11 protein-coding genes are annotated in these 21,762 nt (G+C 73.7%); 8 read left to right on the top strand and 3 right to left on the bottom strand.

The window, feature by feature from the left end; translation table 11 throughout:
* Nucleotides 1–70: 70 nt before the first annotated feature.
* The 8 genes from DB033_RS18220 to DB033_RS18185 all read left to right on the top strand — a co-directional run bounded on the left by DB033_RS18220 (nt 71) and on the right by DB033_RS18185 (nt 15,362).
* Complete coding sequence (locus DB033_RS18220; protein ID WP_111768256.1) at nt 71–1,582, top strand: helix-turn-helix domain-containing protein; 1,512 nt, start codon at nt 71–73, stop codon at nt 1,580–1,582.
* A 129-nt stretch (nt 1,583–1,711) separates the two neighbouring features.
* Nucleotides 1,712–2,902, top strand: coding sequence for a zinc-dependent alcohol dehydrogenase (locus tag DB033_RS18215; RefSeq protein WP_111768255.1), 1,191 nt, complete (start codon nt 1,712–1,714; stop codon nt 2,900–2,902).
* Between the two features lie 145 nt (nt 2,903–3,047).
* Nucleotides 3,048–6,398 (top strand): exodeoxyribonuclease V subunit gamma, encoded by a 3,351-nt coding sequence (gene recC / locus DB033_RS18210; RefSeq protein ID WP_240615971.1) that lies wholly within the window; start codon nt 3,048–3,050, stop codon nt 6,396–6,398.
* Nucleotides 6,395–9,727: a UvrD-helicase domain-containing protein gene (locus DB033_RS18205; protein ID WP_111768253.1), complete on the top strand. Its 3,333-nt coding sequence runs from the start codon at nt 6,395–6,397 to the stop codon at nt 9,725–9,727. The genes recC and DB033_RS18205 overlap by 4 nt, the downstream gene beginning before the upstream one ends.
* Nucleotides 9,724–11,562, top strand: coding sequence for an exodeoxyribonuclease V subunit alpha (gene recD / locus DB033_RS18200; RefSeq protein ID WP_111768252.1), 1,839 nt, complete (start codon nt 9,724–9,726; stop codon nt 11,560–11,562). The genes DB033_RS18205 and recD overlap by 4 nt, the downstream gene beginning before the upstream one ends.
* A 180-nt stretch (nt 11,563–11,742) precedes the next feature.
* Entirely contained in the window at nt 11,743–12,039 is a 297-nt protein-coding gene (locus tag DB033_RS18195) for a GlsB/YeaQ/YmgE family stress response membrane protein (protein ID WP_111768251.1), read from the top strand.
* A 118-nt stretch (nt 12,040–12,157) separates the two neighbouring features.
* Nucleotides 12,158–12,436 (top strand): hypothetical protein, encoded by a 279-nt coding sequence (locus DB033_RS18190; RefSeq protein WP_111768250.1) that lies wholly within the window; start codon nt 12,158–12,160, stop codon nt 12,434–12,436.
* 532 nt (nt 12,437–12,968) lie between these two features.
* Nucleotides 12,969–15,362: a glycoside hydrolase family 31 protein gene (locus DB033_RS18185; protein ID WP_240615970.1), complete on the top strand. Its 2,394-nt coding sequence runs from the start codon at nt 12,969–12,971 to the stop codon at nt 15,360–15,362.
* Nucleotides 15,363–15,479: 117 nt separating this feature from the next.
* Here DB033_RS18185 and DB033_RS18180 read toward each other — a convergent pair whose 3' ends face one another.
* The 3 genes from DB033_RS18180 to DB033_RS18170 all read right to left on the bottom strand — a co-directional run bounded on the left by DB033_RS18180 (nt 15,480) and on the right by DB033_RS18170 (nt 21,742).
* On the bottom strand, nt 15,480–16,427 hold the full coding sequence (locus DB033_RS18180; protein WP_111768249.1) for a DUF6159 family protein: 948 nt from the start codon (nt 16,425–16,427) through the stop codon (nt 15,480–15,482).
* 111 nt (nt 16,428–16,538) lie between these two features.
* Nucleotides 16,539–17,963: an MDR family MFS transporter gene (locus DB033_RS18175; protein WP_111768248.1), complete on the bottom strand. Its 1,425-nt coding sequence runs from the start codon at nt 17,961–17,963 to the stop codon at nt 16,539–16,541.
* A 98-nt stretch (nt 17,964–18,061) separates the two neighbouring features.
* A complete protein-coding gene (locus DB033_RS18170) occupies nt 18,062–21,742 on the bottom strand; it encodes a S8 family serine peptidase (protein ID WP_111768247.1) in 3,681 nt (1,226 codons plus the stop codon).
* Nucleotides 21,743–21,762 lie beyond the last annotated feature (20 nt).

The following is a 21,762-nucleotide window of genomic DNA, read 5'->3' as shown; positions in this document are numbered from 1 at the left end:
GCGTCAAGACCGGGGGTTCACAATGGCATCCCTTCGTAAAGAATCGCCGTTCTTGCGTTATCGTGCAGCAATGACGGATACGGTCGCTGCTGAGGTCGTCGAGACCGCCGCATCACGCGGTGGACGAGCGGTGCCGGCGGTGCCGGCCGGCCCGGATCTGCTCACGGTGGGACGCCGGATCCGGCACCTGCGGCAACAGCGGGCCAGCACGTTGGACGAGGTGGCCGGGGCGGCCGGGATCTCGGCGTCGGCGTTGTCGCTGATCGAGAACGGCAAGCGCGAGGCGAAGCTCTCGGTGCTGTCCGCCATCGCCGGCGCGTTGGAGACGGGGCTGGGTGATCTGCTGGCGGTGGCGGCGCCGAGCCGGCGGGCCGCCCTGGAGATCGAACTCGAGAAGGCCCAGCGGGCCGACTCCTTCGAGGCGCTCCGGATACCCGCGGTGCGGCCGGGTCCGCGGCTGCCCACGGAGGCGCTGGAGGCGCTGGTCGGGCTGCACCGGGCGCTGGCGTCGGTCCAGGCCGAGCGGGCGGCGACGCCGGAGCACGCGCGCCGGGCGAACGCGAAGCTGCGGCAGCGGATGCGCGACCAGGACAACTACTTCGGCGACATCGAGACGGTGGCCGCCGGACTGTTGCAGGCGGTCGGCTACCGGGAGGGCCCCATCACCCGCACCGTGGTCGACCGGATGGCGGCGCATCTGGGGTTCTCGCTGGTGCACACCTCGAACCTGCCGCAGTCGACCCGGACCGTGACCGATCTGGCCAACCGCACCATCTACCTGCCGCAACCCGATGCGGGACAACACGACTCGCGGTCGCTGGCGCTGCAGGCGCTGGGTCACGTGATGCTCGGGCACCGGGTGCCGGGGGACTACGGCGACTTCCTCGAGCAGCGGGTCGAGGTGAACTACTTCGCCGCGGCGCTGCTGATCCCGGAGAAGGGGGCGTTGTCGCTGCTGCGGAAGGCCAAGGCGGCCAAGGACATCGCCATCGAGGACCTGCGGGACGCCTACGCGGTGTCGTACGAGACCGCGGCGCACCGGTTCACCAACCTGGCCACCCGGCACCTGGATCTGCCGGTGCACTTCATGCGGATCTCCTCGTCGGGGTTGATCTACAAGGCCTACGAGAACGACGGGGTGCACTTCCCGAAGGACCCGACCGGGGCGATCGAGGGGCAGCGGGTCTGCCGGTACTGGACCGCTCGGGTGGTGTTCGAGCAGGCGGACCTGTCGGCGGCGTACCAGCAGTACACCGACACCGGCCGCGGAACGTACTGGTGCACCGCGGTCGTCGACCGCACCCCGGCCGGTCTGTTCTCGGTGAGCGTCGGGGTGCCGTACGCCCACGTGAAGTGGATGCGGGGGCGCGAGACGCTGGAACGGTCGCGATCGAAGTGCCCCGACCCGGCGTGCTGCGAGCTGCCGCCCGCCGACCTCGCGTCCCGCTGGGAGGGCAAGGCCTGGCCGAGTGCCCGGGTGCACTCACACCTGCTGGCGGCCATGCCGCCCGGTGTCTTCCCCGGCGTGGACGACACCGACGTGCTGGGCTTCCTGGAGGCGCAGGCGCGCGGGCGGGGGTGAGTGGCGCGTCGCGGGTTTGTCCGCGCGCCCGGCGTGGCATATCGCTTCACACGTTGGAAAACACCGGCGACCGTCGGCGTGCACACTTCACCGCGAGGCGTTGCGCTGCCGACCGCGGAAGGATCAGCAATGAAGGCACTCACCTGGCACGGCAAGCGCGACGTGCGCGTCGAAGAAGTCCCGGACCCGAAACTGCAGGATCCGACCGACGCGATCATCAAGGTCACCTCGACCGCCATCTGCGGCTCCGACCTGCATCTCTACGAGATCATGGGGCCGTTCCTGACGCCGGGCGACATCCTCGGGCACGAGCCGATGGGCATCGTGCAGGAGGTCGGCTCGCAGGTCACCCACATCAAGCCCGGTGACCGGGTCGTCATCCCCTTCAACATCTCCTGCGGCAGCTGCTTCATGTGCAGCCAGGGACTGCAGTCGCAGTGCGAGACCACGCAGGTGCACGACCACGACAAGGGTGCCGCGCTGTTCGGCTACACCATGCTCTACGGCGCCGTCCCCGGTGGGCAGGCCGAGTACCTGCGGGTGCCGCAGGCCCACTACGGCCCCATCAAGGTCAGCGAGGAGGGGCCGGACGAGAAGTTCCTCTTCCTCTCCGACATCATCCCGACCGCCTGGCAGGCCGTGCAGTACGCGAACGTGCCCGACGGCGGCACGCTGGCCGTGTTCGGCCTCGGCCCGGTCGGCCAGTTCTCCGCCCGGATCGGCAAGCACCTGGGTTACCGGGTCATCGGCATCGAGCTCGTCCCCGAGCGCCGTGCGCTGGTCGAGAAGTACGGCGTGGAGACCCTCGACCCCTCGGCGGTCGACGACGTGCCCGATGCGCTGCGGCAGATGACCAAGGGCCGTGGCCCGGACTCCGTGGTCGACGCGGTCGGCATGGAGGCCCACGGCGGGGTCGGCAACAAGCTCACCAAGGTGGCCCAGGCCGCGGCCGGGTTGCTCCCCGGACCCATCGCCCGCCCCGTCTTCGAGACGGTCGGCCTGGACCGCCTCACCGCGCTGCACCAGTCGCTGGACGCGGTCCGCCGCGGCGGCACGGTGTCGCTCAGCGGCGTCTACGGCGGCTCCGCCGACCCGATGCCGCTGATGAACATGTTCGACAAGCAGATCCAACTGAGAATGGGTCAGTGCAACGTCCACCGCTGGGTGGACGACATCCTGCCCCTGGTGAACGACTCCTCCGACCCGCTGGGAACGCTGGACCTGACCACCCACACGGTGCCGTTGGCCGAGGCTCCGTCGATGTACGAGACGTTCCAGAAGAAGCAGGACGGCTGCATCAAGGTCGTGCTCAAGCCCTGACGGTCGCCGTACCACCCGCGCCGCCGTCCCTCGTGAGTCGAGGGGCGGCGGCGCGGCCGTGTCCGGGTGGACGGCGGATCCGCTGACGGCTCACTGTCGGCGGGGGTCACTACGCTGTGCCGGACCGGTGGGGGAGCCGGGGAGAATGCGCAGCGGAAGGGGGACGACGTTGACGCTGTTCGTGCACCGTGCGGAGCGGTCCGACCGTTTGGTCGACGCGCTCGGCGAGCTGCTCGCGCAGCCGCTGGCGGATCCGTTCGCCCTCGAGGTCGTCGCGGTACCGGCCAAGGGCATCGAACGTTGGCTGACCCAGCAGCTCGCCCGGCGGCTGGGACGCCGTGACGGGCGGGCGGACGGCATCTGCGCCGGCGTGCGCTTCCCGTCCCCGACCAGGCTCTTCACCGAACTGCTCGACGTCGGTGACCGTGACCCGTGGGCGCCGGACAGCCTGGTCTGGCCGCTGCTGGACGTCATCGACGCCGCTGCCGGGGAGCCCTGGTGCGAGGTCCTGAGCACCCATCTCGGCGTGGGCGCGGCCGAGGCCGAGCTGGTGCACCGGCGCGGCCGTCGGTACTCCGTCGCCCGGCGTCTGGCCGGACTGTTCTCCGACTACGCGGCCCAGCGGCCGCAGATCCTCACCGACTGGGCCGCCGGCCGGGACACCGACGGGTTCGGTGGCTCGCTGGCGCCGGACCTGAGCTGGCAGCCGGAGATGTGGCGGCGCACCCGCGACCGCATCGCCGGCCCGGACCCGCTCGCCCGGATGGCCGCAGCGCTCGGTGACGGCACCCCCGATCTACCGGAGCGGGTCTCGCTGTTCGGGCCGACCCGGCTGCCGGCGGCCCACCTGGACCTCGTCGACGCGCTGGCCGAACGGCGTGACGTGCACCTGTGGCTCCCGCACCCGTCCCCGGAGCTGTGGCGGCGGATCGCCGCGGTCCACGTCCCGGCGGTCATCCGGCGCGACGCCGATCCGACGATCCTGACGCCCGAACACCCGTTGCTGTCCTCGCTCGGCCGCGACGCCCGCGAGCTGCAGCTCGCCCTCGGCGGCCGGCCGTCGGTCGACCTCCACCATCCCGGCGCCGAGCTGCCGGCCACGCTGCTCGGCCGGCTGCAGGCCGACCTGCGTGACGACCGCCGCCCCGCCGAACGACTCCCACTCGGCGCCGACGACCGCACCGTGCAGGTGCACGCCTGTCACGGGCCGAGCCGCCAGATCGACGTGCTGCGGGAGGTCCTGGTCGGTCTGCTGGCCGACGACCCGACCCTGGAGCCCCGCGACATCCTCGTGATGTGCCCCGACATCGAGGTCTACGCGCCGCTCGTCGCCGCCGCATTCGGCCTCGCCGACGTCGTCGAGCAGGGGCACCCGGCCCACCAGCTGCGGGTCCGGCTGGCCGACCGGGCGCTGGTCCAGACCAACCCGCTGCTGGCCACCGTGGCCAGGCTGCTCGAGCTCGCCGACGCCCGGATCACCGCTTCGCAGCTGCTCGACCTGGCCGCCTGGCCGCCGGTACGGCGACGGTTCGGCTTCAGCGACGACGACCTCGAGACCATCACCCGCTGGACCGCCGACTCCGGCGTCCGGTGGGGACTCGACGCCGCCCACCGGCAGCCGTTCGGGTTGAGCCAGTTCCCGCAGGGCACCTGGAAGGCCGGCCTCGACCGCATCCTGCTCGGCGCGACGATGGCCGACGAGGGCGGCAACTGGCTCGGTCTGGCGCTGCCGGTCGACGACGTCGGCAGCGGCGACGTCGACCTCGCGGGCCGACTGGCCGAGCTGATCAACCGGCTGCACCGCGCCGTGGACCTGCTGACCGGGCCCAAGCCCGTCACCGGCTGGCTCGCGACGCTCGCGTCGGCCGTCGCCGGACTGACCAGCGTCAGCACCGACGACGCGTGGCAGCAGGGCGAGCTCGACCGCGAGTTCGCCGACATCGCGGCCGGCGCCGGACCGGACCCGACCGCACCGCTGCGACTGCCCGACGTCCGCGCGCTGTTGGCCGGTCGGCTGGGTGGTCGGCCGACCCGGGCGAACTTCCGGACCGGCAACCTGACCGTCTGCACCATGGTGCCGATGCGGTCCGTGCCGCACCGGGTGGTGGCCCTGGTCGGTCTCGACGACGGGGTGTTCCCGCGGGCCGCGCACCCGGACGGCGACGACGTGCTCGCCCGCGATCCGGTGGTGGGGGAGCGGGACCGTCGCGGCGAGGACCGGCAGCTGCTGCTGGACGCGATGCTGGCGGCGACCGGGACCGTCGTCATCACCTACACCGGCGCCGACGAGCGCACCGGCGCGGTCCGGCCGCCGTCGGTGCCGATCGGCGAGCTGCTGGACACGCTGGACGACATGGCGGTGACCGCCACCGGCGAGCCGGCCCGCAGCCAGGTGCTGGTCCGGCACCCGCTGCAGCCGTTCGACCTGCGCAACGTCGTTCCCGGTCGGCTCGGCGTGCCGGGGCCGTTCAGCTTCGACCCGGCCGTGCTGGCGTCCGCCCGGGCGGCGGCCGGCCCCCGGGAAGCGGCGCCGGCGTTCCTGGCCCAGCCGCTGTTCGACCTCCCCCCGACCGACCTCGACCTCGGGCGGCTGATCGCGATGCTGCACAACCCCGCCCGCGGGTTCCTCCGGCAACGGCTGGACGTGGCGGTGCGGTTCGAGGACGACGAGCCGTCCGATGCGCTGCCCGTCGAGCTCGACGCCCTGCAGCAGTGGGCCATCGGTGAGCGTCTGCTCCGCGACCGGCTGTCCGGGCAGGATCCGGACACCACGCGGCAGGCCGAGTGGCGTCGCGGGACGCTGCCGCCCGGTCCGCTCGGTCAGCGCATCCTGGGCACCGTGATGGCCGACGTCGACCCACTCGTCAACGCCACCGCCGGGCTGCGGGTGGGGGACCGGACCTCCGCCGACGTCCTCGTCCCGCTGGGGACCCGGCGACTCGTCGGCACCGTCGCCGGGCTGTACGACACCACCGTCGTCGCGATCAGCTACAGCAGGCTCGGCGCGAAGGCCCGCCTGCAGGCCTGGATCCAGCTGCTGGCCCTCAGCGCCACCCACCCCGCGGTGGAGTGGACCGCGGTGACCGTCGGCCGCGGGCCGGGCGCGCCGGAGCAGTCGACGCTCGGTCCGGTTCCCGCCGAGCAGGCGCGCGAGGTGCTCGAGCAGCTGGTCGACCTCTACGACCGCGCCCTGGGGGCACCGCTGCCGCTGCCGCTCAAGACCGGTCTCGCCTACGCCGAGAGCCGCTTCCGGCGCCGCAGCCCGGAGGACGCCCTGAACGCCGCCCGGATGCGCTGGGTGTCGGACAAGTTCCCGGGCGAGGACGCCGACCCGGCGTTCGTCCGGATCTGGGGAGCCGCCGCGCCGTTTGCCGACGTCAACCGCGAACCGTCGCGGCCCGACGAACGCTGGATGCGGGAGCCGTCCCGGTTCACCGAACTCGCCCTGCGGCTGTGGTTCCCGTTGCTGACCGCGGAACGGCGGGAGACGCTGTGAACCCCTTCGACCTGTGTGGCGAGCTACCCACCGGCACCACCGTGCTGGAGGCCAGCGCCGGCACCGGCAAGACCCACACGGTCGGCGCGCTGGTGGCGCGCTACGTCGCCGAGGGGCACGCCCGGTTGCACGAGCTCCTCGTCGTCACCTTCGGCCGTGCCGCGAGCCAGGAACTGCGGGAGCGCGTGCGCGGGCAGCTCGTCCAGGCCGAACGCGGTCTCGCCCGGCCCGACCTGGCCCGCGCCGGCGACGACGAACTGCTCCGGCTGCTCGCCGGGGCCGACGACGCCGAGGTCGCGGTACGGCGTCGCCGGCTGGCCACCGCACTGGCCGACTTCGACAGCGCCACCATCGCCACCACCCACCAGTTCTGTCAGCAGGTGCTCACCGGCCTCGGGGTCGCCGGCGACACCGAGCCGCACGCCCAGCTCGTCGAGGACCTGGACGAGCTCGTGGTCGAGGTGGTCGAGGACCTCTACATCCGGGGCTTCGGGCATGCCCGGGCCGACAGTCCGCTGTTCGACTACGCCGAGGCGCTGGCCCTCGGTCGGGCCGCCATCGGGGACCCGGCGACGCGGCTGGAGCCCGCCGACGCCGATCCGTCGAGTCCGGCCGGCCTGCGCCGGCGGTTCGCCATCGGCGTGCGGAAGGAGGTCGACCGCCGCAAGTCCGACCGCGGCATCCTCGGCTACGACGACCTGCTCAGCCGGTTGTCGGCCGTCCTGGGACCGCAGCACCGGGCGGCCCGCGAGCGGATGCGGGCCCGCTGGCGGTACGTGCTGGTCGACGAGTTCCAGGACACCGACCCCGTGCAGTGGGAGGTCCTGAGCCTGGCCTTCGCGGGCGCGTCGACCCTCATCCTGATCGGCGACCCGAAGCAGGCGATCTACGCCTTCCGCGGCGGCGACATCGCCACCTACCTCGCCGCCGCCGCTGGCGCGGCCCAGCAGTCGACGCTCGGCCGCAACTTCCGCAGCGACGCTCCGCTGATCGACAGCCTGCAGGTGCTGCTCGGTGACGCGGCCCTCGGCGACGAACGCATCGTGGTGCGACCGGTGGTGGCGCACCACGCCGGCTCCCGGCTGGTCGGCGCGCCGAAAGCCGCGCCGTGCCGGCTGCGCGTCATCCGCCGCGAGCAGTTCGGTGAGTCCGGCAGCGCCCGGATCCCGATCAGCAAGGTCCGCCCGTTCATCGCCAAGGACCTGGCCATCGACATCGAGGCCCTGCTCGGCTCGGGGGCCACCTTCGAGGGGGAGCCGCTGGTCGCCGGTCAGGTGGCCGTCCTCGTCGCCACCCACGCGCAGACCGCGATGGTGCAGAAGGCCCTGCTGGCCCGCGGGATCCCCGCCGTCATCGCCGGCAGCGGCAGCGTCTTCGCCACCCCCGCCGCCGACGAGTGGCTGGTGCTGCTGGAGGCCCTGGAACAACCGCACCGCTCCGACCGGGTGCGCGCCGCGGCGCTCACCCCGTTCATCGGCCGCACCGCCGCCGAGCTGGCCACCGCCGGCGAGGAGCTCACCGACAGCTACGGGGGGCAGCTGCGGCAGTGGGCCGACCTGGTCACCCGACGAGGTGTCGCGGCGCTGCTGGAAACGGTGTCCGAGCTCGGCCTGGGCGAGCGGACGCTGCGTCTCCGCGACGGTGAACGCCGCCTCACCGACCTGCGCCACGTCGGTCAGGCGCTGCACGCCGCCGCCGTGGAACACGGGCTCGGACTGGCCGCCCTGGTCGAGTGGCTGCGCGGCCGCCGGTCGGAGGCGGCGAAGGACACCGCCGCCGAACGCACCCGCCGGTTGGAGAGCGACGCCGCCGCGGTCCAGGTGCTGACCCTGCACGCGAGCAAGGGCCTGCAGTACCCGGTGGTGTACCTGCCGTTCGCCTTCGACCGCTGGGTCGGGGAGCCCGGCATCCTGCTGCTGCACGACGCCGCGGGCGAACGCATCCTCGACATGGGCGGGGCCGGCTCGGTGGGGCGTCCCGAGCGGGAACGGCGCGCCGCCGCCGAGGCCGCCGGTGAGTCGCTGCGGTTGTTCTACGTCGGGGTCACCCGCGCCCAGAGCCAGGTGGTGCTGTGGTGGGCGCCCACCGCCAACACCTGGTCGTCCGCGCTGCACCGGCTGATCTTCGGACGCACCCCCGGCCGGTCCACCGTGCCGGACACGGCGCCGGCCGTCGGGGACGTCGAGGCCCACCAACGCTTCGCGACCCTCGCCGCGGCGGGCGGTCCGTCGGTGGAGCCGGCGCTGTTCGTCGACCTGCCCCCCGACCCGCCGCCCGGGGAGGCGCTGCCGGCCCTGGAGGTCGGCCGGTTCCGGCGCGAACTCGACGTCGCCTGGCGCCGCACGTCCTACAGCGCGCTGTCCGCGGCGGCCGACCACGTCCCCGGAGCCGCCGGCTCCGGCCCGGACGTCACCAGCGAACCCGAGACCGGGGAGCGCGCGGACGAGGATCTGCCCGTCCTCGTGCTGCCCGCCGAGCCTCCCGCCGACGACCTGCCGTCGCCGATGGCCGACCTGCCGAAGGGCACCGGCTTCGGCACCCTGGTGCACGCCGTGCTCGAACACGTCGACCCGCTGGCGAGCGACCTCGGGGCCGAGCTGCTCGAGCGCTGCGTCGAGGAGGTGAGTCACCGGCCCGGCCTCGTCGACGCGGCCGAGCTCGCCGCAGCGCTGCTGCCGGTGCTGCGGACCCCGCTCGGGCCGCTCGCCGACGGCCGCACGCTGGCCGACATCGCACTGCCCGACCGGCTCGCCGAACTCGATTTCGAACTCCCGCTCGCCGGTGGCGACCGGATCGAGGCCGACGTCACCCTCGCCGAGCTGGCGCCCCTGCTGCGACAGCACCTCCCCGCCGACGACCCGCTGCTGAGCTACGTCGACCGGCTCGAGACCCCCGAACTCGGCGGACAGGCTCTCCGCGGGTATCTCACCGGCAGCCTCGACCTCGTCGTCCGGCTGCCGGGGCCGCGCTACCTGGTCGCCGACTACAAGACCAACTGGCTCGGCGAGGGCCCCGACACCCCGTTGACCGCCTGGCACTACCGGCCCGACGCCCTGGACCGGGTGATGGCGCAGTCGGACTACCCGTTGCAGGCGATGCTGTACTGCGTGGCGCTGCACCGGTTCCTGCGCTGGCGCCAGCCCGGCTACCGGCCCGAGCTGCACCTCGGCGGGGTGCTCTACCTCTACGTCCGGGGGATGTGCGGTCCCGACACCCCGGTGGTCGACGGACGGGTCAGCGGCGTGTTCGGCTGGCAGCCGCCCGGCGCACTGGTGGCGGCGTTGTCCGATCTGCTCGACGGCGTCCCGGCACCGGCGGGTCGCGCATGAACACCACGAACCCCCTTCTTGCCGCCGGCGCCGCGACAGCGGACGACCGGCTGACCGATCCGTGGGACGCCTCTCTCGCCCTGGGCGCGACCGGCCTGCTCGCCGTGTTCAACGCGGCCGGGATGATCACCGCCGCGGACGTCCACGTCGCGACCAGCGTCGGCCGGCTGGGCAACGAGGCCGACGAGACGGTGCTGCTGGCCGTCGCGCTGGCCGTGCGGGGTCTGCGGCAGGGATCGGTGTGCATCGATCTCGGCGAGCAGATCCGGATCGACCCGACGCTGCCCTGGCCCGACCTCGTCGACTGGTACGAGACCGTCCAGGCCAGCGTGCTCACCACCGGGAACGGCCCCCTGCGCTGGGACCTGGACCTGCTCTACCTCGACCGCTACTGGCGGCAGGAGGTGCAGGTCTGTTTCGACCTGCTCGACCGCGCCACCCGACCGCCTCCCACCGTCGACGCCGCCCGGTTGGCTGCCGCACTCGACCGGCACTTCCCGGACCGTTCCGAGCAGCGCCAGGCGGCCGAGGTCGCAGCGCGCCGCTGGACCACGGTGCTGGGTGGCGGCCCGGGCACCGGCAAGACCACGACCATCGCGCGGCTGCTGGCGGTGCTGATCGACCAGCCCGGCCCGGCACCCCGGGTCGCGCTGGCCGCCCCCACGGGCAAGGCGGCCGCCCGGATGCAGGAGGCCGTGCAGGAGGTGCAGTCCCGCTTCGCGCCGACCGAACGGGACCGGCTCGGAACGGTGACGGCCTCGACCCTGCACCGACTGCTCGGCTCCCGCCCCGGGTCCGGCTTCGGCACCCGCTTCGCCCACGACCGGCACAACCGGTTGCCCTACGACATCGTGGTGGTCGACGAGACCTCGATGGTGTCGCTCACGCTGATGGCCCGGCTGCTGGAGGCGCTCCGACCTGAGACCCGGCTCGTGCTCGTCGGTGACCCCGACCAGCTCGCCTCCGTCGAGGCCGGCGCGGTGCTCGCCGACCTCGTCGCCGGTCTCACGCAGCGCGAACAGCGCACCCCCGCACCGGCGGCCGGCCAGGTGGGCAGCGGCGTCGTGATGCTGACCCGTATCCACCGCTTCGGCGGCGGCATCGCCGAGCTCGCCCACGCGGTGCGGGACGGCGACGCCGACGAGGCCCTCGACATCCTGCTCAGCGAGCTCGACGACGTGTCGTTCATCGACCCGGACGCCGGCGACGACCTCGATGACGTCCGGACCGACGTCACCACCTCGGCCGCGGCCCTGCGCGACGCCGCCGCCGACGGCGACGCACCGGCCGCGCTCGACGCCCTGGACCGGCACCGGGTCCTGTGCGCCCACCGGACCGGCCCCTACGGCGTCGAGGACTGGAGCCGCCGCATCGAGCGGTGGCTGGCCGAGTCCCGCAGCGCCACCCACCAGGCGGAGTGGTACCTGGGGCGACCCGTACTGGTGACCGCGAACGACTACCTGCTCGGGCTCTACAACGGCGACACCGGGGTGGTGGTCGCCGGTAGCGGACCGGACGGGCCCACCGGTGATCTGCGGGTGGCCTTCCGCCGCCAGGGCACCGTGGTGACCTTCGCGCCCAGCCGGTTGTCCGGCCTGCAGACGGTGCACGCGATGACCGTGCACCGCAGCCAGGGCAGCCAGTTCGACCACGTCACCCTGGTGCTGCCCGAGCCGGACTCACCGCTGCTCACCCGCGAGATGCTCTACACCGCGCTCACCCGGGCCCGCGGACACGTGCGGCTGCTCGGTACCGAGGAGTCGTTCCGGGAGGCCATCGCCCGCCGGGCCGCCCGGGCGTCCGGACTGCGGGAGCGGCTGGCCGCCGGACGCTGAAGTCGGTCGGTCACGGCCTCGAGGGCCGGGATCCGATGCGCGCGGACGGTCCACCGATCGGTGGACGCCACGATCCGCCGGTGCGCCGGCCGGCCGGCCGACTGTCCCGGCAGCCGGTCCGTACGACGCTTGATCCATCGCCCGGACGACAGGCCCGGACATCGGATCAAGGAGTCGGACATGCTGCACCTCGTCATCGCCCTCGGGTTCTTCGTCGCGGTCGGCGCGGTGGTCGGCCTGCTCGCGCGGTTCATCACGTTCGACCGCTTCCGGCTCTCGCTGCCCAGGACCATCGCGTTGGGCACCATCGGCGCGGCGGTCGCGCCGCTGGTCCAGTGGTGGGTCCTCACCCCCGAGGCCCGCGCGACCGACAGCAGCAGCTGCCTGGTCTCGGTGCTCGGCGCCATCGCCGCCATGGCGATCTACCGGGCGTGGGTGCCGGCGAGCGCTGCCGCCACCGGTGAGCGGACCGCCTGACACCACCCGCCCCGCCGCCGGGCCACCGCCCCGTCAAGGGCCCGGCAGTCCCACGTCACCCGACGTCCTCGTCCCGCGGTGCACGGGGCGGCACCCCATCCGGAAAGGCCGATACCTCGTGACCGTCCTGATCGGCCTCTTCGTCGCCATCGCCGCGATCTCCGGCCTGCTCACGCGCCTCGTCGTCCCGGGCGCACGGGATCTGCCGCTGCCGCACTCGTTGCTGCTCGGTGCGGCCGTCACCGCCGCGGCCGGATTCGGCTGCTGGTTCGTGGCCACCCCGGTCGTCGACGTCCTCGCCACGCCGCTCGCTTCGACGGTGCCGATGGTCGGTGTCCTCGCGGTCGTCGCCGGGTGGCGCTCCCGGTCCGTCCCGGCCGATCAGTACATCGGCTGACCCGTCGCGTGTCAGGCCGGCGTCCCCGATCCGGTTGTCCGCCGCCCGGTGTCGGCCGCCCGGTCGATCGAGCCGTTCGGCCGAGTGGACGGCGTGTCCGTCCCGCCGGTCGTCCGTCCCGCCGGTCGTCCGTCCCGACGGCCGTCCGTCCCGCCGGCATCTCCGTCACGGCTGACCGGCCGGTCGGGCTGTCGCGACCGAGCGGCCGGGCTGTCCGTCGCGGCTGACCAGCCGGGCTGGCCGTCTCGGCCGGGCTGTCCGTCCGGGCTGTCCGGCCGGCCTGTCCGCCCCGGCCGGCCGGTCCGGCCGTCGTGACCGAGTGGCCGGGCTGTCCGTCCCGGCCGTCCCTCGGCGCGGCGTCCCGACCGTCGGTCCCGATGATCGGCTGTGCGGCCCAGCCGCGCCAGGGGGTACCAGTCCTGCGGTGGCCGGCGTGACCCGCACGTCGACCCACCGGCGTCGACGCCGCCCGGGCAGCCTCTGGGCACCCCGGGGTAGCGTCGCCCCCCGCACCCGACCGAAGGAACCCGACGTGTCGCACCCGTCCGACAGCTACGACTTCCGACCCACCGGCGCCGCCGTCCCCACCCCGCAGGCCGACCCCGCCGCGATGGTCGTCGGTGACCGTCACCGCATCACCGTGCTGACCGCGGGCCTGGTCCGCCTCGAATGGTCGGCCGACGGCAGGTTCGAGGACCGGGCCTCCACGCTCGCCCAGCACCGTGATCTGCCGGTGCCGTCGTTCACCGTCACCGAGACCGACGCCGCCCTGGAGATCGTGACCGACCGGTTCCATCTCGTCTACGACCGCGGTCCGTTCACCGCCGCCGGCCTCTCCCTGCAGGTCAGGGGCAACACCACCACCTACCACTCGGTCTGGCGCTACGGCGAACCCGTGCCCGACCTCCGCGGCACCGCGCGCACCCTGGACAACGTCGACGGGCGGCTGCCCCTCGAGCACGGGGTGGTCTCCCGGCAGGGTTTCGCCGCGCTCGACGACTCGCACTCGATGGTCTTCACCGCTGACGGGTGGGCGGCCGCCCGCAACGGCGCGAACCTCGACCTCTACGTCTTCGCCTACGGCCTCGACCACACCGAGGCGGTACAGGCCTTCTACGCCCTCTCCGGTGGCCAGCCGGTGTTGCCCCGGTGGGCGCTGGGTAACTGGTGGAGCCGCTACCACCCGTACAGCGCCGACGAGTACCTGGCGTTGCAGGACCGGTTCGCGGCCGAGGACCTGCCGTTCTCGGTCGCCGTCATCGACATGGACTGGCACCGCGTCGACGACGTCCCGGAGATCCACGGCAGCGGCTGGACCGGCTACTCGTGGAACCGGGAGCTGTTCGCCGACCCGGAGGCGTTCCTCGCCGAGCTGCACCGCCGCGGCCTGCGGGTCACCCTCAACGTGCACCCGGCCGACGGCGTCCGCGCCTACGAGGACGCCTACCCGGAGATGGCCGCCGCCCTCGGCCGCGACGCCGACGAGGAGGCGCCGATCGCCTTCGACGTCACCGACCGCGACTTCATGGCCGCCTACTTCGAGATCCTGCACCGCGGACTCGAGCGGCAGGGCGTGGACTTCTGGTGGCTGGACTGGCAGTCCGGCCCGTACTCGCGGGTCGCGGGCATCGACCCGCTGTGGATGCTGAACCACTTCCACTACCTCGACGCCGCCAAGGGCGGGCAGCGGCCGCTCACGTTCTCCCGGTACGCGGGGCCCGGCAGCCACCGCTACCCGGTCGGCTTCTCCGGCGACACGGTCATCTCGTGGGCGTCGCTGGACTTCCAGCCCGAGTTCACCGCGACCGCGTCCAACATCGGCTACGGCTGGTGGAGCCACGACATCGGCGGCCATTTCCAGGGGACCTACGACCCGGAGCTGCTGCTGCGCTGGGTGCAGCTCGGCGTCTTCTCGCCGATCCTGCGGCTGCACTCCGCGCGCAACCCGTTCGTGGTCAAGGAGCCGTGGGCGTACGGCGCCGACGTGCGGGCCGCGCTCGGCGAGGCGCTGCGGCTGCGGGCCCGGCTGGTGCCTTACCTGCACACGATGAACCACCGGGCGGCCACCGACGGTGTCCCGCTGGTGCGCCCGATGTACCACCTGTATCCGGATCAGGCCGCGGCCTACCGGGTGCCCAACCAGTACGGCTTCGGGTCCGAGCTGGTCGTGGCGCCGATCACCACCCCGACCGACGAGGTGACCCGTGTCGGGTCGGTGCGGGCGTGGCTGCCGGCCGGCGTCTGGGTCGACCTGCTGACCGGCGTCGCCTACGACGGCGGCCGGGAGGTCCGGCTGCACCGTGACGGTCAGAGCGTCCCCGCGCTGGTCAGGGCCGGCGGCATCGTGCCCCTGGCGGCGCCGGCCGAGTCCGACGCGACGGTCAACCCCGGCGCGCTGGAGGTCGTGGTGGCGCCCGGTGCGGACGGCAGCTTCACCCTCGTCGAGGACGACGGCACCGGCCACGATCCGGCGTCCATCCCGACCGTGACCACGCGGATCACCTGGGAACAGGCCACGGGCACCCTCACGGTGCACCCCGCCGAGGGCGTGACCACAGCGATCCCGGCTGCCCGGAGCTGGACGGTCACCCTGCTCGGTGTCGTCGACCCCGGCGAGGTCCGGGTCGGTGACGCTGCCGTCGCGGTGGTCAGCGGGAACGGCCGGAGCAGCGTGGAGATCACCGACGTCGCGATCGGCGAGGTCGTTCAGGTGACGTTCGGGCCGGATCCGGCGCCGGTGACCAGCGACGTCCCGGGTCGGTTGTTCCAGCTGTTGATGCGCAGTCACTACGGACTCGACGACAAGGCCGACCTGTGGCGTCGGCTCGAGGGGGCGCCCGCGGCGGTGCTCACCGAGCTCGCGGCCCGGGATGTCCCGGAGTCCCTCCAGGCGGCGATCGCGGAACTGCTCACCGCGCGGCGGTGATCCATCGGTGCCGGCGCCGCCCCCGCGTCGCCGGCGCCGACACCATGCCGCCGGCGCCGCCGCCCCCGCGTCGCCGGCGCCGACACCATGCCGCCGGCGCCCGGCGTCGCGGCGACCTCAGGCGAAGCGGCCCTTGTCCTTCTTCGGTGCGAAAGCGCCGGCCAGCAGCCGCGGGTCGAGCCCGGGCACCGGTCGGCCGGTGGCGTAGCGGTAGAGCATGGCGCGCGCATACTGGCCGACGGCGGCGAACGCGATGCTCAGCACGACCAGCGCGACGAGGGCCAGCGCGGTCAGGGCGATGCCCAGACCCACCGCGGCGCCGCCCCGGCTGATGAGCGCGAACCCGCCGAACAGGGCGAGCACCGGCACCACCATGAACGCCAGCTGGATGAGTCCCCACCGCAGCGTCGACCGCAACCCCAGTCCCCAGGTCTGTCGGATCAACGCGGACGAGCGCTTCACCGCCTCGACCGGACCGGCGTTCTCCGCCACGACGACCGGCACCGCGAGGAAGGTGGCGATGCTCCACGCGACCCCGCCCAGGAAGCCGATGAGGCCGCCGAGGAACCCGGCGCGTTCCTGCACCGCGCGGATCAGGCTGCCGACCACGGTGGTGAGCGCCGCCCAGCCCAGGATCTTGCCGATCTTCCCCCAGGCCGCTCGCACCGTGCTGCCGACCGTCGGGTCCCCGCCGTCGGCCCGTTCGTTGGCGCCGAAGACCAGCGCGGCCTGGAAGAAGATCGCGATCGCGCTCGCGACGAAGCCGCCGATGATCGCGCCTGCGTAGATCCAGCCCTTCGCCGCGCCCTCGCTGCCGTGCGACACCATGACGAGGACGCCGGGGACGAAGAAGATCGCCATCGCGATCGCACCGCCGACCGCGGCCATCACCGGCAGCAGCAGCAGCTCGCGGTCCGACTTCAGCAGTGACCAGCAGGACCGCAACAGGTCGCGTCCCTTGACCGGGCCGTCGAGGCCGCCGTGGTCACCGAACGGGTGAGCGGCGGCTGGCTGCTGCCGGGGCGGCGTCCCGGGGTGGGGTGGCTGGTCACCGGGGTAGGTCATGGCTCTCCTCGTCACCGAGGGGACGGCGTCCCGGGAGTCGGTGATCCGGGATCATTCTGAGCCGCGGCCCGATCCACGCGGCGGCGTTTTACCAGGTCGTGACACGCGGGGTCAGGCTGGTGCGTCGATCCGCTTCGGGATGAACGCGACCGCCAGGCCCATCAGCACGGTGAGCACCGCGCCGACCAGGAAGACCTGGTGCGCTGCGGTGCTCATGGCCTGCGCGGTGGGGTTGTCGCTGCCGCCCAGGCTCGCGTTGGCGATGGCGCCGAACAGGGCCACACCCACCGCGCTGCCCACCGAGCGGGCGAACATGTTCGTCCCGGTCACCACGCCACGGTCGGTCCAGCCGACGCTCGACTGCGCGGCGATCAGCGACGGGCTCGCGACGAGGCCCATCCCGAGTCCGACGACGAAGCAGTACAGCCCGACCTGCCAGACGCTGGACCCGAGGCCCAGCGTGGCGGTCAGGGCGGCACCGGCGACGACCAGCACGGAACCGATGAGCGCGGTGTTGCGGAAGCCGATCCGCAGGTACAGCCGACCGCTGAGGCTCGCCGCGATGGGCCAGCCGAGCGTCAGCGTGGCCAGCGCGAAACCCGCCGTCAGCGGCCCGGTGCCCAGCGCGGTCTGCACGTAGGTCGGAACGTAGGAGGTCAGCCCGAGCAGCACCGCGCCGACCAGGAAGGTGGTCGCGCTCGTGGCGGCCAGCAGCCGGCGACGCAGTACCCACAGCGGCAGGATCGGCTCCGCCGCGGTCCGCTCCACCAGCACGAAGCCGATCAGCATCAGCGGCCCCACGATGAGCACGACAAGGCTCGGCAGCGAGTTCCAGGCCCACGCCTCGCCGCCCTCCAGCAGGCCGAGGATGAGCAGCGCGCACCCGACCGTCAGCAGCAGGGCGCCCCGGACGTCGATGACGTGCGGGGTCCGCTCCACCTTCTCCTTGAGGTTGCGGGCCAGCAGCCAGCCCGCCAGCAGACAGAACGGGATGTTGACGAAGAAGATCCAGCGCCAGGAGATCCACTCGGAGAACACGCCACCCAGCGTCGGGCCGACGACCGCGGAGATCGCCCACACGCTGGCCAGGTAGCCCTGCACCCGGGCCCGCTCGGCGACGGTGTAGATGTCACCGGCGATGGTCATGGCGATCGGCTGCACCGCGCCGGCGCCGAGGCCCTGGACGGCTCGGAAGGCGATCAGCGCCGGCATGCTCCAGGCGAATCCGCACAGGATCGACCCGAGCAGGAAGAGCCCGATGCCCAGGAAGATGATCGGCTTGCGGCCGTAGAGATCGGCGAACCGGCCGTAGATCGGCACCGACACGGCCTGCGCGAGCAGATAGATCGAGAACAGCCACGGGAACGAGGTGAACCCACCGAGGCTGTCGACCACCGACGGCACCGCGGTGGCGATGATCGTCGAGTCCAGTGCGACCAGCGAGGTGCTGAGCATCAGCGCGATCAGGATGGGCCCGCGGTCGGACCGGAATCCGACGGGCCTGACGTCGGCGTCCGATGATGTGGTGCTGGTCATGCGTCTCCTCGCTGGCACTGTCGTTGCAGCAGTGCCCGCGATGGAGCCCGCCGACGCTCACAACCGTCACGTCGACGGGCCCATTCCCCGTTCCGGGTCTATCCGTGGTGTCCGTCCGGGCGCCGCCGCCGGGCCGCGACGACGACACCGGCACCGACCGCGAGCAGGGCGAGCCCCCAGAGCCCCGGCGTCCGCGCGTCCGCACCGGTGTACGCCAGAGAACCGTCGGCCTGCCGGGTCGGTGCCGTCGGAGTGGTCGACGGCGTCGTGCGGGTCGGGCCCGGAACGATCGGCGGCGCCACCGCCGTGGCGGGGACCACCGATCCGGTCGGGTCCGGTGGAGCGGTCGGCCCCGTCGGCCCGGTCGGCCCGGTCGGTCCCGTCGGTTCCGTCGGCGGGGTCGGTACGGGCGCCCCGACGACGTAGGAGTACGGGAACACGGCCAGCACGTCGCCGGTGGTGGAGCCGGCGTCGAGGTACGCGGCGTTGCCGGGCACCTGGGTCACCACCGTCTCCACGGCCAGGAACCCGGTGACGGTCGTGCCCACCGGTGCGTCGGCGTGCAGGACGGCCGACAGCGTTCCGGTGGCCCCAGCCGGCAGGGTGGTGCCCGTCCCGGCGCGGCCGGCGGCCGCCATCCACGGCACGCCGGCGGTATCGGTGACCGTGGTGTCGAACCCGGCGGTCCGCGCCGTGGCGGTGACGGTGGCGGTACCGGCGGGTGCGGGATCGGTGACCGCCCCGGGGACGGCGAACAGAGCACGCCACGGACCGGCCAGGACCGGGGCCTCGGCGGTCGCCGTGAGCGGCCCGCCGACGGGGGCGAACTCGCTGCGGCCGGTCGCGTCGTAGAGGCCGAACGCGCTCGCGACGGTGGCGTCGGCGGTGGCGGTCACCCGTGTGCTGAACGGCGGCACCAGGTACAGCGGCTGCTGCTGGTCCGCCATGGCCGGGAGCGTCACCGGCCCGTCGCCGGCCGCGGCCGGCAGCGCGACGTCGACCTGGCCGGAGGTCCGGGCGTCACCGACCACGGTGAGAGCACCGCCGCCCGGGTTGGTCACCGACAGGGTCACGGGCAGGTCGCTGCCCTGCGGGATCTCCGTGCCCGCGGGCAGCCCGGTGGCCAGGGGTGCGACCGCGTCCAGGGCGAGGTCCACCTGCAGCGGCACGTCGATCGCCGCGACCTCGTAGGCCGACCCGAACACCTGCAGCTGGACCTGCCAGCGGCCCGGCGCGGGATCGGGAACGGTGCTCTGCGCGCCCCGGCCTCCCAAGCCGGCGTCGGCCCCGGTGCCGATGCCCGCCACGGACACCGGGTTTCCGTCGGGGTCGATCAGGACGAGCACGCTGACCACCTCGATCTCGCCGGCCACCCCGGCGACCGCGGACAGCGAGCGGTGGCCGGGCGGCACGTCCACGTCCCAGGTCGCCGTCTGCTGGGCCGCGCCCCGGCGACCCGCGGTGGGCAGCAGCGGTGTGGTGAGGCTGACCCGGTCCCGGGTGGTCAGGTCCGCGGGCGATCGTAGAACCACCGGGATGCTCAGCCGGTCGGCGACCCGCAGGGTGGTGATGCGGTCGCCGGGCCCGATCGGTGCCGGCAGGACCGTGGTGACCTGCGCGGACGCGCCGGGGGCGAGTACCGGGGTGGACGCGGCGACGGCGGCCACCGGTGTCCGGGCGGCCAGGTCCACCGCCAGCACCCCGACGAACGGTGACGCCTGCAGGGACTGCGCGACGACCGTCCAGGTGCCGGCGTCGGGACTCGGCAGCGTCAGCTGGATGCCGGACGTCGAGAAGCCGGCGTTGACGAAACGGCCGTCCGGTGCGATCGCGGTCAGCTGCACGAAGTCGGTCGGGGTGTCGCCGGTCAGCCCGGTGAGCAGCTGCAGCCGGGCCCACGGCAGCCCGGCCGGGATCTCGACGGCCTGCGTCGTGGCGATCAGCGGCTGCCCGCCGACCAGCGTCGACGAGAACCCGTCGAGGTAGGGGACCGCGTCGTCGGCGAAGGACACCGGGTACGACGAGCGCGCGGTGACGGTGTCCTCGGTCAACGACAGGTCGTCCAGCGCCATCGGGGTGGGGCCGGTGTTGGTCACCGTCACCTCGACCGGCAGGGAACCGGTGCGGGTGGCGGCGATCCGGTCGACGTCGGCGACCAGCGTCTCCTCACCGCTGACCGACGGGCCGTCGGCGGGCTCGAGGCCGGCTGCGGGCAGGTGCCGCGCCGCGGTCACCGCGGCGAGGGCGTCGACCTGGCCGTTGCCCTGGACCTCGGCCGGCAGACCGAGGTCGGTGGCGGTGCCGGTGAGGATGCGGCGCACCTGGTCCGGGGTCGGCCGGGCGCCGCCGTGACCGTCCCGGTAGGCCTCGATGACCAGCGCGGCGATCCCGGCGACGAACGGCGCCGACTCGCTGGTCCCGGCGAACGGGATCAGGTCGGACCGCCGGCCGGCGTCGCCGACGGCGGTGCACTCCTGGAACCTCGGGTCGGTCGAGCAACTGCTCCATCCGGCGACCCCGGGGGCGACGAGATCCACGGTGCGTGCGCTCATCGTGGTGCCGGACGAGGAGAAGAACGCCGGGGCCCCGTTGTCCCAGGTGCCGGCACCGAAGCGGCTGATGCCCAGCCCGCCGACCTGCGCGAAGAGGCGGGCGGTCGACGTCGCGCCCACGGAGATGACACCCGGCAGCGCCGCCGGGACCTCGATGGTGTTGTTGGGGCCGGCGTCGCCGCTGGACACCACGACGGTGACGCCCGCCGCGACTGCGGCGGTGTTCACCGCCTGCACGGCGGACCGGAGACCGGTGTCGGGGACGATGGGCAGCCCGAGCGACTCGCTGAGGATGTCGACGCCGGCGACACCGACCGCGTAGTCGACGGCCTGCAGGATGCCGGCCACGGTGAGGTCGCCCTGGTCCTGGACGTTGCCCACGACCAGGTCGGCGGCCGGCGCGACGCCGACCACCCGGATCCAGCAGTGCCCGCCGGGCAGGGTGACCGCGGCCGGGGCGACCGTGTCGGCCAGGTCGTAGGTCACCACACCCTGGGCGCCGATCGAGGACACGTCACCGAAGGCCTCCCCGGCTTCACCGCCGACGGCCGCCCCGCCCGCGCCGTACACCCGGTAGTCGGTGATGACCCGCGACCCGTCGGGCCGGATGAAGTCGGGTGACGCCGGGTCGATGCTGTTGGTGATGATGCCGATGGTGACATCGCTGCCGTCGTAGCCCAGGGCCGCGGCGGTGGCGGCGTCCGGGTCCTCGGAGCGGACGTTCATCACCCCGAGCGCCTCCGGCTCCAGTTGGGGTGCGTCCTCGGTTCCGGTGCAGGCATCCGACGGGGCGGCCACCGGCGGCGCGGTGGCCGCGGCCGGTACGGCGGCCGTCGTGGACAGGGCGGCCGCCGCGTCCGCGCCCAGGTCCGGCGCGGTGACCGGCGGCGCGACCGCGGTGTCGACGCCGACCGCGGCGACCCGGGGGTCGGCGGCCAGGGCCACCCGCTGCTCGGGGGTCACGGTGGCGATCAGGACGTTGCCGGTGCCCAGGTGCGCGACGTCGATCGGGACGTCGCCGGCCAGGTCGGCCAGGACGGCGCCCTGCTCGGCCGCCGCCCGTTCCGCGCGGTCGGCGGCGGGGACGCCGCCGAGGTCGTCGGCCATGGTGACGACCACGGTGACCGACGGTCCGGCAGCTGGCGCGGCCACCGCCGCCGGGACGGTCGTGACGGTCACGGGGGCGGCGAGGACGGCGGCCAGCAGCAGCCGGGGGAGTGTGCGCATGGATCTCTTCCGGGGTCGGT

Source organism: Nakamurella deserti (assembly GCF_003260015.1).
GTDB lineage: Bacteria > Actinomycetota > Actinomycetes > Mycobacteriales > Nakamurellaceae > Nakamurella > Nakamurella deserti.
The sequence above is the reverse complement of the archived record's forward strand: the minus strand, read 5'-3'. Positions and strand labels throughout refer to the sequence as shown.